Origin of the sequence: Kaistella rhinocerotis, from assembly GCF_030243905.1 — a bacterium.
GTDB lineage: Bacteria > Bacteroidota > Bacteroidia > Flavobacteriales > Weeksellaceae > Kaistella > Kaistella rhinocerotis.
In genome coordinates this window covers 501669-514243 of the sequence record NZ_JASSYY010000001.1, presented here as the reverse complement: position 1 = coordinate 514243, position 12575 = coordinate 501669, and the positions used below count along the sequence as shown (strand labels likewise).

The window sequence follows — 12575 nt, the reverse complement described above, 5'->3', positions numbered from 1 at the left end:
TTGCATGGTTTTTTTTAAATATTAAAATTATGAATAAACTTGTCGTTTCGCTGTTAGTTGCTGCCTTAGCAGTGTCGTGCAGTAAGAAAGAAGACCCAACCAATACTGCGGTAGCCGAACATACCGCCATGACAGAAAACAGGCCCGTGCAGCAGAATGAAATGATTGCGGAGATGGAAGACATGATGGAAGAGATGCACAGCAATGCAATTACCGGGAACAATGACGCAGATTTTTCGCGGATGATGAAGGAACATCATGAAGGCGCGGTAGACATGTCCGAACTGCTGCTCGAAAAAGGTAAAGATGAGGAGCTGAAGTCCTTTGCAAGAAAAGTGACCGAAACCCAAAATAAAGAAATCCACCTGATGAAAAAGTATGAGGACCGAAAAGATGCGTCAGCTGACAGTAAAGAATTCGTGCAGGCACTCAATCAGTCGATGTCCAGTATGATGGATAAAAATATACCGGTTCACAATGATATCGATAAAGATTATGCACAGCAGATGATTCCGCATCATCAGAGTGCGGTGGATATGGCTAAAGTTTATCTAAAATATGGCAAAGAAAAGGAACTGCTGCAACTTTCAGAAGATATCGTGAAAACGCAAAACGCTGAAATTACTCAGTTAAAAGATTGGCTGAATAAAAACTAACGCACCCACGGCACCGCTTAGACGCGAATTTTTCGTAAATTCGCACTAAATTTTTTTAACACATGAACTACGATATTATTGTCATCGGAAGTGGTCCCGGCGGATATGTTGCCGCTATCAGAGCTTCGCAGCTGGGTTTCAAAACTGCCATCATCGAAAAAGAAAATCTGGGCGGAATCTGTCTCAACTGGGGCTGTATCCCAACCAAAGCATTGCTGAAATCTGCGCATGTTTTTAATTATCTGAAGCATACCGAAGATTACGGTCTTAATAAAATTGAAAATCCGGGATTCGACTTTACCAAAGTCGTTCAGCGCAGCCGTGGCGTTGCCACGAAGATGAGCGGCGGGATTTCATTTCTGATGAAGAAGAATAAAATCGATGTCATCATGGGTACTGCCAAAGTGCAGAAAGGCAAAAAAGTATCGGTTACGGACAAAGACGGTAAAGCTACAGATTACAGTGCTGATCATATCATTATCGCAACCGGTGCGCGTTCACGCGAACTTCCGAACTTGCCTCAGGATGGTAAAAAAGTAATCGGCTACCGCCAGGCATTGGCGCTTCCGGAACTTCCAAAATCGATGATCGTTGTGGGTTCTGGTGCTATCGGTGTTGAGTTTGCAGACTTTTACAACTCAATGGGGACGAAAGTGACGGTGGTAGAATTTATGCCGAATATCGTTCCGGTGGAGGATGAAGAAGTATCAAAACACCTCGAAAAATCGCTTAAGAAATCAGGAATTGAAATCATGACGAATTCGTCTGTAGAATCAGTGGATACAAGCGGTGCGGGTGTGAAGGCCAATGTAAAAACGGCCAACGGCAACGTTACACTTGAGGCAGACATCCTTCTTTCAGCAGTTGGAATTGCTGCCAATGTGGAAGGACAGGGCTTTGAAGAAATTGGAATTCAGGTTGAAAAAGGCCGCGTTCTTGTGAATGAGTGGTATGAGACTTCTGTTCCCGGCTATTATGCGATTGGCGATATCCTGCCAACGCAGGCACTGGCGCACGTTGCGTCTGCTGAAGGTATCACGTGTGTTGAAAAAATCAAAGGTCTTCACGTAGAAAAGATTGATTACGCAAACATTCCGGGTTGTACTTACTGTCATCCTGAGGTAGCATCGGTAGGTCTTACGGAGAAGCAGGCAAAAGAAAAAGGCTACGAAGTGAAAGTAGGGAAGTTCCCACTTTCTGCAAGTGGAAAAGCAACTGCAAACGGCAATACAGACGGTTTTGTGAAAGTGATTTTCGATGCTAAATACGGCGAATGGCTTGGCTGCCACATGATTGGCGAAGGCGTTACCGATATGATTGCCGAGGCTGTCGTTGCACGTAAACTTGAAACTACCGGTCACGAAATCATTAAATCTATTCACCCGCACCCAACGGTTTCTGAGGCAATTATGGAAGCTGCGGCGGCTGCTTACGGTGAAGTGATTCATATATAATAATGAAAAAGTTTGCGCTATTTGTAAGTTTAGTGTTCTCAGTAATGCTTCTTGCACAAAAAACACATCAGTTTAAGGATCATCAGTTTCCGGCCAGATATGTTTTGAAAAAATCTACTGATACCGTGCAAAGTCACATTCAGAATATGGGTGCGTTTAAGCTTTCCACATATTCACCGGCTACAGTCATAAAGAAACTTTACATGATTGACGACTTCGGCAAGAAGTTTAATCTAAAAGAAAACGATGTTGCCTATATCGAATTTACAGACACAGAAGATTTAAAACATGTTTTTGTGGCAGCGCCTGACCATTTGGATTTGGGTCTTGTAAAATCGCTTCACAAAGGCCGAATGAGCTACTTTATAGATTACTATTTTACCAATTTGTACGGTAATTATAGCTCTACGGAGTATTTGGTTGAAGATAATAAAGAGTTAATAAAGAGCGGTCTTTTCAACGCTTCCGGGAAAAAACTGAAAGAGAGATTCGCTGATTATCCGGATCTTTTGACGCTGGTTGATACAATGAAAACACGTGAAGATCTTGTAAATATTCTGAAATTATATGATCAGAAATAAAAATTATTCTGAAAAAGATAATTCTAAACCACTGTTTCTGCAGTGGTTTTTTCATTCGTAAAAATTCATATCTTCATAAAAATTATAATTATGAAATACAGCCTTCTCGTTCCGGCGCTGATTTTTTCCGGAACCTTGTTTTTTGCCCAGGAAAAAATCGACCTTATTTTGCCTAATGAGAATCTGATTGCCGAAAATATCGCACCTATTCCCAAAAGTTTGAGCGAAAAGATTAAAAAATATTCCGAAAGCCGCAGTGCAAATTTCAGTGCGATTCATCCGAACGGAAGTGAAATTATTATGGTGACGCGTTTTGCATCCACCAATCAGCTGCACAGACTTTCACGGCCGATGGGCGCGAGAAAACAACTTACTTTTTTTGATGAACCTGTGAACTTCGCGACCTATGAACCTACAAAAGGCGAATATCTGATTTATTCCAAAGATATTGGCGGAAATGAATTCGGGCAGCTTTTCCGGCTCGACCTCAAAACGATGGAATCTACGATGCTCACGGATGGCCGCAGATCGCAGAACGGTGGCGTCATGTGGAAAAAGGACGGTTCAGGATTTTATTTTTCGTCAACAAAAAGGAACGGCGGTGACCGCGATATCTATTTCATGAATCCGCTGAAGCCTTCGGAAGCAAAACTCGTTCTCGAACTGAAAGGCGGCGGCTGGGGAATCAATGATATTTCGGATGACGGTAAAAAACTGCTGATCGGTGAATACGTTTCGGCCAATGACTCTTACCTTTATCTGTTTGATACCGTGACAGGCAAGCTTGAAAGCATCACCGACCGAAATGAAAAAAAGGTGGTTCAGGGCAGCGCAAAATTCAGCAAAAATGCAGACGAAATCTGGTACGTTACTGATCGCGATAACGAATTTGACCGTTTAGCTACGCTTAATCTTAAGACAAGAAAGATCAGTTACTTCACGTCCGCAATTCCGTGGGAAGTTTCGGACTACGAACTTTCAAAAGACAAATCGAAAATTGCTTTCGAAACCAATGAAAGCGGCCTCAACAAGCTGTATTTAATGGATGCGGATTCAAAAAAGTACAACGAAGTAAAAACGTTGCCGAGCGGACTGATCAATAATTTTGAATTTACCAAGGACGGAAAGTCGCTGTTCATGTCGCAGTCAACCTACGATTCTTCCGCAGATATTTATAAACTCGATCTGGCCTCCGGGAAAACCGAACGCTGGACAGACAGCGAGCAGGGCGGAATGCTGAAATCTGACATGTCTGAACCGAAACTCATCGAATGGAAAAGTTTCGATCAGATGAAAATTACGGGTTTCTACTATCCGGTTTCGAAAAAATTTACGGGCAAACGTCCTGTGCTGATCAATATTCATGGCGGTCCTGAAGGTCAGTCGATGGCGTCATCTTTAGATTCGGGAAATTATTACACCAACGAGATGGGCGTGGCACTGATCTATCCGAATGTCCGCGGTTCCTCAGGTTTCGGCAAGACTTTCATCGCAAGCGACAACGGTTTTAACCGGATGAACTCTGTAAAAGACATTGGAGCTTTGCTGGATTGGATCGCAAAACAACCCGAACTCGACAAAGACCGGATCATGATCATGGGTGGCAGTTATGGTGGATTCATGACGTTGGCAACCGCTTATGAGTATGCTGACAAGATCCGTTGCTCGGTTGACATCGTGGGGATTTCAGATTTCAATACTTTCCTGAAAAACACGGAGGAATACCGCCGTGACCTGCGCCGTGTAGAATATGGCGACGAGCGCGACCCGGAAATGAGCGCATTCTTTACCAAGATTGCACCGCTTCACAATACAGACAAAATCAGGAAACCGATGTTTATTATTCAGGGTACAAACGACCCGCGCGTTCCGGTGACAGAGGCTACACAAATGCGTGACAAACTGAAAACACAGGGAAATACCGTTTGGTATCTCGAAGCGAAAAATGAAGGCCACGGCTTCCGGAAAAAGGAAAATATAGATTTTCAGCGACTTGCGGTGATCCGCTTTATGGAAGAATATCTTCTGAAATAATAAAAACTATAAAAACCATTTCATAACTTGAAATGGCTTTTGTTTTTATGTAAATGTTTTATTTCTCACAAAACATATTTAGGATAGATTAAAATTCCAACCACAACTGCACCCATGGCCAACAACAAAACTGCGCCGGCTGAAATATCTTTGATAATACCGATTCGCACATCGTAATCAGGTTTAACGATGTCGCAGATTTTTTCAATGGCTGTATTTAAAATCTCTGCGCATAACACGGTGGCACACAGCATTATAATGAGTGCTGCTTCTGCAGCGGTAACTTGTAAAATTAATATTAAAATGATATTGATTATTAAAGCTAAAAGTTCCAGCTGAAAATTGCGTTCATTTTTCAGCATCCAAACCAATCCCCGCAGGGAATTCAGCACACTTTTGTAAAATGGCGGTTTTCTCATTACCGGTTTTTGTCGATCATATAGATCAGTTGCGCCATGGTATTTTTATGAAATTAAGAGTCATTTAAAAAAAAATATAGATTTCAATTCAAAAGTACCGTTTTTAAATAAAAATTTATTGCTTCATGTCATACATTACCAGTGCCGTTACGAGTTTTGGCTCTATATACGTGCATTTTGGCGGCATCTTGATATTTTTGTCCGAGACTTTACGCAGGTCATTGAAACTTACCGGATAAATCCCGAAACCGACCTTGAAATCGCCGGAATCTACTTTTTCTTTAAGCAGATGAATGCCGTCAACCGATGAATTACCTTTCACATAGGTGATTTTATCGGTGGTTTTGGCATCTTCAATCCCTAAAATATCCTTTAAGATAAATTCTTCAAGCAAAAAGTGATCAAGGTCATTCAGCTCGCTTTGCTTTTTTCTCAGGTCATGCTTTACATGCAGCGAATAGAATTTTCCACCCAGATACATTGAGATATGGAATTTCTGAGACGGATAATATGGCGTTTCGCCTTTCTCGTGAATCAAAAAGTTCTCGCTGATCCTGTTCAGGAACTCTTCTTCTGAAAGCCCGTTCAGATCCTGAAGAATCCGGTTGTAATCGTGAATTTTAATGCTTTGGTTTGAAACCAGAAAGCTGAAGACATAGTTATAATGCTCCGCGCCCGTATGTTTTTTATTCTTTTCACGCATGTTTTCGGCATTCAGCGCAGTTGAACCAATCCGGTGGTGGCCATCAGCGATGTAGAATGAGTCAATTTGCTCTAAAACCTCCTTAAACTGCTGCATTTTCAGGCGGTTATCAATCCGCCAAACTTTGTGTCGAACCTTGCTGTCATCCAGATAATTCAGGATCGGAACATTTTTTTCCTCATGGTTCAGCAGCATTTCCACCTTAGGATTCGCCATATAAGTGAGCAGAACCGGTTCGGCCTGTATGTTCACTTTCTCGAGATAATAAGCCAGTTTTTCCTTTTTATGTGTGATCGTGGACTCGTGTTTTTTAATCTTTCCGCTTCGGAAATCATCCACACTCACCAGGCCAAGCAGACCGCGGTGCACCATTTTATTTGGCAGAACCTGTTCGTACAAATAGTAGGCTGAAGGGTCCTGAACAAGGGTTTTATCGTCTAAAAGTTCTTCAAAATTGGTTCGGATTTTTCGCAGATTCCTGTCGAGATCTTTAGATTTGCTCACCACGTAAGGCTTGATCATCTGTATATAAGAACTCTCGAGTTGTGCTTTTTTGTTGATTTCGTCCTGTGAAAAGTTATCGAGTGGGTGAGTTGGGAATACGTCTACATAATCTTCGCTGGGACGAACTCCCCGGAAAGGCTTAAAAGTTGGCATAAATTATTTAAAGTTTGTGTTTTAATTCTATGATTTGCGCGGCAAGTTCGGCACCTATTTTTTCCTGTGCGTCTACTGTGTTGCCGCCAAGGTGCGGTGAAAGCGAAAGGTTAGGGTTCATCAACAACGGAAGTTCAGGTGTGGGTTCACTTTCGAAAACATCTAATGCGGCGCCGGCGATTTTGCCGTTGTCGATAAAATCGATAAGTGCCACTTCATTTAAAACGCCTCCACGCGCTGTATTTACGATGAATACACCATCTTTCATCTTCATAAACTGTGGTGTATCGAGGATGTAACCGTCAGATTTAGGCGTGTTGATGCTGATGAAATCGGTATCGGTTAAGAATTCATCCCAGTCATTGCCTGTGGTAATCTGGAAGCGGACGCTCTGACCGTCATAGAAATTCAGGGATAAAGTTTCAGTTTTAATATTTCGTGTGAAGACCTTGATCTTCATTCCTAGTGAAATGCCCATTTTCACGACTTCCTGTCCGATACCGCCGAATCCGATCACGCCCAAGGTTTTACCCTCGAGTTCTATTGCTTTCGAAAAAGATTTTTTCATCGCACTGAAGTGCGTTTCACCCTCAAGCGGCATCAGGCGGTTCGATTCATGCAGGAATCGGGCAAGTGAGAAAAAGTGAGCAAAAACCATTTCGGCCACAGACCGCGAAGAAGCTTTTGGCGTATTGATGATGTAAATTCCTTTATCAATCGCGTATTCTACATCAATATTATCCATCCCGACGCCGCCACGGCCGATGATCTGCAGACCCGGGCAGCCATCAATAAGTTCGCGGCTGACCTTTGTGGCACTGCGCACAAGCAGTACGTTGATATTGTTTTCGTTGATATAAGCCGTTAGATGTTCCTGTGAAACTTTTGCGTCCAGCAATACTATGCCCGCTTTTGCAAGGGCATCAGCACCGGATTTTGAAATTCCGTCGTTGGCTAAAACTTTCATCATACTGTCTATTTGCTTTTGGATTTATTTTAAACTGCTCATCACGTCCACAAGCACCTGCACACTTTCGATCGGCATCGCGTTATACATACTCGCGCGGTAGCCGCCAAGACTGCGGTGACCGTTCAATCCACTGATTCCAGCCGCTTTCCAGGCTGCATCGAAAGCATCTTTTTTAGATTGATCGGTAAGTTTGAATGAAATATTCATCAGCGAGCGGTCTTCAGCGCGGCAAAAGGTTTCGAAATTTGGGTTGCGGTCAATCTCGTCATAAAGCAAATGGGCCTTAGAGATATTCCGCTGTTCGACAGCGGCTATTCCGCCGTTTTTCTCGAGATGCTGCAAAGTGAGTAGTGACGCGTAAACCGGAAATACCGGCGGCGTGTTCAGCATTGATTCTTTATCGATATGTTGCTGATAGTTCAGATAAGACGGAATCACGCGGTCGGTCTTGCCCAAAATGCTTTTCTTCACCACGACCAGTGTAACGCCTGCAGGACCCATGTTTTTTTGAGCGCCAGCGTAGATCAGATCAAATTGCGAAAAATCAATATCCCGCGAGAAGATATCAGAACTCATGTCACAAACCATCAGCGTATCCACTTTCGGGAAAGATTTCATCTGGGTTCCGTAGATCGTGTTGTTTGATGTACAGTGGAAATAATCATATTCACTTCCCACCACATAATCTTTCGGAATGTAAGCGTAATTATCAGCCTTTGAAGAAGCGATGACATCTACTTCACCGACCATTTTCGCTTCTTTTATAGCGCCTGCAGCCCAGGTTCCGGTATCCAGATAGGCAGCTTTGGTCTTTAAAAGATTAAAAGGAACCATTAAGAACTGTAAACTCGCGCCTCCGCCGAGGTACAGCACTTCATAATCATCACCAAGTTTCATGAGTCTTTTCACGATGGCACGCGCTTCATCCATCACTGCGACAAAATCTTTGCTGCGGTGCGAAATTTCAAGTATCGAAAGACCGATATCATTAAAATTCAGGATGGCTTGGGCAGATTTTTCGAAAACTTCCTGCGGCAGGATACACGGACCGGCGCTAAAATTGTGAACTTTACTCATGAGATTATTCTTAATGTTAAATTGACTAACTTAATTGTGAAAAAAAAGCGCCCACAATAATGTGAGCGTCTTATTTATTCGCCATGTAAAAAAGCTTTTTTCATCAGCAGGCTCTCCTCAGATTCTACATGGTCTTCATCCGGAACACAACAGTCTACCGGGCAGACCGCCGCGCATTGCGGCTCTTCGTGAAAGCCGATACACTCGGTACACTTATCTGTTACGATGAAGTAGATATCATCACTCACAGGTTCCTGTGGCTCGTCAGCATCTACCGTAAGACCAGATTTCATCACCACGCGGCCTTTCAGCGCGGTTCCTTCTGAAGCCTTCCAGTCTACGGCTCCTTCATATATTGCATTATTGGGGCACTCCGGTTCGCAAGCTCCACAGTTAATACATTCGTCTGTTATTTTGATAGCCATTGCTATGTCGTTATTTTAAATTTGCGCAAAGTTACAAATAATTCCGTGCACCTTAAAGCGTTGCGCTGCCATGTATGCAATATTATCGGCGCTTTCAGGAAGTTTTGTGGATTGTGGTATCCACAATCATTCGAGGTCTTCCAGAATTTTATTTACATCTTCTTCAGTACTATATAATTTTTTTCGGCAAATTTTAATCAGTTCTGTGGCTTTTTTCACTTTTATGGCTAATTCGTCCACAGAAATTTCACCGGATTCGATTTCCGCTACAATCTCCTGGAGTTGGCGGAACGCCTCTGTATAATTAATGTTTTCTTCCATCTGTAATTTTCTCTGTTACTTTACTTTTTATGGTTCCATCAAGTAAAATGCTCTCGATGGTATCGCCGCTCCTCACATTTCTTAATGATGAAACAGCCGAGCCATTGTGTTTGGTGATACTGTAACCGCGCTGCAGGACGTTTTCGGGATCAAGGGCGCGCAGCTGGTTTTCAGTCGTGTTTAGTTTGATAATTTGCTCATTTAGGGTAACTAATGATTTTGACTTTAAAACTTCGGAAATTTTCGTAAGATTACCCGCCGTAGCTGAAATTCTCTGACTGAACGCTGCTGAAGTTCTCTCTTGAAAGCTTTGGAGGCGTTCATAAGCGGATCTAATGTGAAAGCGTGTAGCCTGCGCGATCTGTTTCTGCTCAGACATCAGCGACTCACTATTGCGTCGCACAGCCGTTCTGGTTTTAGATTGTAGTGATCCCACAGACTGGCGAATCAATTCCTTATTCCGGGACAGCTTCAGTTCTGCCTCGCGCTGGATTTTTTTGACGGCTTCTTCAACCGGAACGGAGAATTCTTCAAATCTTTTTATTAAAAATCCTGCAGATTGGGTTGGCGTAATGGCATTATAATAGGAAACCATCTCGGAAACCGTATCGTTTGTCGCATGTCCGATGCCAGTGATGACAGGTAAAGGGAATGTGGCAATTGCTTTTGCGAGTTCAAAATTATTAAATGTAGACAATCCCACATCGCCGCCGCCCCCGCGAATGATGGCCACCACATCAAAATGGTCTTTTACCTTCTCCAGCTTTTGCAGCACTGAAACAATCGAATCAACAGATCTGTCGCCCTGCAGATACGCCGGAAAGAGCATGTGGAAAAAAGTAAAACGGTGTGGATTGGTATCAAGGATTTTAATGAAGTCACTGTAACCTTTGCTTGTTTGAGCCGAAATGATGGCGATCCGCTTCGGAAGTAAAGGCAGCGGTCTTGATTTATTTAAATCAAAAATTTTTTCAGATTTAAGCTTCGCAACCGACTCATTTTTCTCGCGTTCCAGATCACCGAGAGTGAAAACAGGATCGATATCCTTTATCTGAAGTTGAATTCCGGAGATGGGATTGAAAGCAACCTTTACCAGCATCAAGACTTTGATTCCATCCTTCAGCGGAGTTTGAAGTTGCGTAATAAACTGCTGGTTGATCCTGGCAAAATCATCTTTCCAAAGCACAGAACGGATCTCAGCCCGAATCTTTCCGTTTTCTTTTTCCACAAGCTCAGGGTAGCAATGTCCCGAATGGCTGTAATGATTAAGCCTGTTGATCTCCGCCGTCACCCAAAAATGGCTGCTGTACCTTTTCTGTATCGTAGCCTGGATGCTCGCAGTTACCTGCGAGAGTCGAAATATTTTGACGGTCTTGTCGGGAGCCATTAAAAACGGTTTTTCAAGTAATAAATGTACGTTATTTTGAGTGCTGATAGTGGTTTTGAATCTAATCATCCTAAAAAAGCCACGGAAATTTCCGCGGCCTAAAAGGTGTTGTTATTTTTAAATACTTATAGCGCCATGATCACCACTCGAATCTGTTCCGGCGTACCACTGGCGGTTGTAATCATTAATGAGTTTTCGTCCAGAATGGTAACACCAGCGTTCAGTTCGTTACCGGTGGCGACATTGTAAAGTGCAACAATTACATCTATACTGCCAAGATTGTGCGTCACGGTTGTGGTTTTCCCCGGGATGACTGTGGACATGCCGCGTGGGGTTTGTTGGTCATTATTTTGCATTGTCAAGTCGTTTTAATCCTGTTAATGAAGGTCCGGTAAGCAGGTTTCCCTGCGTGTCAAAACGTGAACCGTGGCAAGGGCAGTCCCAAGTGGTTTCTGCAGTGTTGAAATTCACCACGCAACCCATGTGCGGACAAATAGCGGATACAAGTTCGAGATCTCCGGATTTATTTCTGTAGGCCGCCACTTTTTGCGATTCATGTTCTATCACTTTCGCGTCACCGGCTTTCAGTTCCTCGAGTTCGGTTTTTTTATCTGCGGTAAACTGATCTGCAATCAGATGAAAAACTGCGTCCGTGTTTTCTTTCACGAATTCCTGCGCGCTGGCCATGATCTCAATTCGCGACGGCGCTACTATTTCTCCAAGCTCACTTTCGATTCCATCAATTGTATCAGCCAGAATTTCTGCTGCCAAAGTACTCCAGGTCATTCCGTTTCCGTTGTACCCGGTAGCGATGTACACGTTTTGTTCGCCCGGCATCTTACCTATGTACGGTAAACCGTCGGAAGGTACATAAAACTGCGCGGACCATTTGGAAACAATTTCCTCGAATCTGAAATTCTCCTTTGCATACTGTATGAGATCTTCAAATGGCTGATGGGTGTCATCTTCATGCCCGGTTTTATGATCAAAACCACCGATTATCAGGTAGTTTTCATTTCCCGACTGATGATACCGGAAATAATGATAAGGATCGTAAAGATCCGCCGACTGCGCCATCTTTTCAGGTGTGTAGTTTAAACGGGCTGCTAAAGCATAACTTCGGTAAGGTGCATTCAGCATGCTGAATCTGTTGATCCCGGGCGGAATGTGTGTGGCCCAAACCAGATTTTTGCACGTGAAAGTTTCGCCATTCTGGGTCTTCAGCGTAATGTTTTCACCGCTGTGGTCGTCTTCTGTAACTTGAGTTCCGGTCAAGATAACGCCACCTTTTTCCTCAAAGACTTTTGCTAATGCGTTGATATATTTGAGCGGGTGAAACTGTGCCTGGCCGTCTATTTCAATAGCTTTCCTGAAACTGATGTCAAAAGGAATTTTATCTACCTCGCGTGTAGGAACATCGAGTTGCTGATGCGCATCAAGAATTTTTTCAAGCTGCTTATCCTGTTTCTTTTCGGCACTGAACAGGTAAAATTTGCATTCGGCGAAATCGCAGTCTATATTGTAATCCTGAACATTGTTGCGAACCATCGTCGAAACTTTCATCGCGTTATCAGCAATTGTCTGGGCTTTGTCTTCGCCAAATTTGCTGATTAAACGGTCATATGATTCATCAAAAAAATTGTTGATATGAGCTGTGGTGCCGCCTGTAGTGCCGAAACCGATATTGCCCTGTTCCAGAATCAGACATCGGTGGCCGCGGTTTTGAAGTTCGAGGCCCAACGAAATGCCTGTGATTCCTGCACCTACAATTACTGTATCAAATTTGTCTGTGATAGCTTTAAATGTTTCATGTGGAAAAATCTCATTTTCCCAAATACTTTGGTTGTTGCCGTCCCTGTTCATTTGGAATTATTTTTGTTAGTTTATTTTT

At 43.1% G+C, this 12575-nt stretch carries 13 protein-coding genes; 4 read left to right on the top strand and 9 right to left on the bottom strand.

Annotation, left to right across the window (positions count from 1 at the left end; all coding sequences use genetic code 11):
• Window positions 1-29: 29 nt before the first annotated feature.
• From QEP06_RS02375 to QEP06_RS02360, 4 genes are all read left to right on the top strand, one after another.
• Entirely contained in the window at window positions 30-656 is a 627-nt protein-coding gene (locus tag QEP06_RS02375) for a DUF305 domain-containing protein (protein WP_285268910.1), read from the top strand.
• Window positions 657-718: 62 nt separating this feature from the next.
• Window positions 719-2110: a dihydrolipoyl dehydrogenase gene (lpdA, locus tag QEP06_RS02370; RefSeq protein ID WP_285268909.1), complete on the top strand. Its 1392-nt coding sequence runs from the start codon at window positions 719-721 to the stop codon at window positions 2108-2110.
• Between the two features lie 2 nt (window positions 2111-2112).
• A complete protein-coding gene (locus QEP06_RS02365) occupies window positions 2113-2691 on the top strand; it encodes a hypothetical protein (protein ID WP_285268908.1) in 579 nt (192 codons plus the stop codon).
• A gap of 90 nt (window positions 2692-2781) precedes the next feature.
• On the top strand, window positions 2782-4725 hold the full coding sequence (locus tag QEP06_RS02360; RefSeq protein ID WP_285268907.1) for a S9 family peptidase: 1944 nt from the start codon (window positions 2782-2784) through the stop codon (window positions 4723-4725).
• A 65-nt stretch (window positions 4726-4790) separates the two neighbouring features.
• Here the strand turns inward: QEP06_RS02360 and QEP06_RS02355 are convergent, their stop codons facing one another.
• From QEP06_RS02355 to QEP06_RS02315, 9 genes are all read right to left on the bottom strand, one after another.
• Window positions 4791-5144 (bottom strand): diacylglycerol kinase family protein, encoded by a 354-nt coding sequence (locus QEP06_RS02355; RefSeq protein WP_251833244.1) that lies wholly within the window; start codon window positions 5142-5144, stop codon window positions 4791-4793.
• Window positions 5145-5259: 115 nt separating this feature from the next.
• Complete coding sequence (locus tag QEP06_RS02350) at window positions 5260-6504, bottom strand: DUF1015 domain-containing protein (RefSeq protein WP_285268906.1); 1245 nt, start codon at window positions 6502-6504, stop codon at window positions 5260-5262.
• Window positions 6505-6511: 7 nt separating this feature from the next.
• Complete coding sequence (locus tag QEP06_RS02345) at window positions 6512-7471, bottom strand: D-2-hydroxyacid dehydrogenase (protein ID WP_285269366.1); 960 nt, start codon at window positions 7469-7471, stop codon at window positions 6512-6514.
• Window positions 7472-7495: 24 nt separating this feature from the next.
• Complete coding sequence (serC, locus tag QEP06_RS02340) at window positions 7496-8551, bottom strand: 3-phosphoserine/phosphohydroxythreonine transaminase (protein ID WP_285268905.1); 1056 nt, start codon at window positions 8549-8551, stop codon at window positions 7496-7498.
• A gap of 74 nt (window positions 8552-8625) precedes the next feature.
• Window positions 8626-8976: a 4Fe-4S binding protein gene (locus QEP06_RS02335; protein WP_251833247.1), complete on the bottom strand. Its 351-nt coding sequence runs from the start codon at window positions 8974-8976 to the stop codon at window positions 8626-8628.
• A gap of 126 nt (window positions 8977-9102) precedes the next feature.
• Window positions 9103-9297, bottom strand: coding sequence for an exodeoxyribonuclease VII small subunit (xseB, locus tag QEP06_RS02330; protein ID WP_251833248.1), 195 nt, complete (start codon window positions 9295-9297; stop codon window positions 9103-9105).
• Window positions 9281-10684, bottom strand: a complete 1404-nt coding sequence (xseA, locus tag QEP06_RS02325) for an exodeoxyribonuclease VII large subunit (RefSeq protein WP_285268904.1) — start codon at window positions 10682-10684, stop codon at window positions 9281-9283. The genes xseB and xseA overlap by 17 nt, the downstream gene beginning before the upstream one ends.
• A 125-nt stretch (window positions 10685-10809) precedes the next feature.
• Window positions 10810-11007 carry a hypothetical protein gene (locus QEP06_RS02320; protein ID WP_285268903.1) on the bottom strand — a complete coding sequence of 66 codons (198 nt, stop codon included), beginning with the start codon at window positions 11005-11007 and terminating at the stop codon, window positions 10810-10812.
• A 22-nt stretch (window positions 11008-11029) separates the two neighbouring features.
• Window positions 11030-12547, bottom strand: a complete 1518-nt coding sequence (locus tag QEP06_RS02315; RefSeq protein WP_285268902.1) for an FAD-dependent oxidoreductase — start codon at window positions 12545-12547, stop codon at window positions 11030-11032.
• Between the last annotated feature and the right edge of the window lie 28 nt (window positions 12548-12575).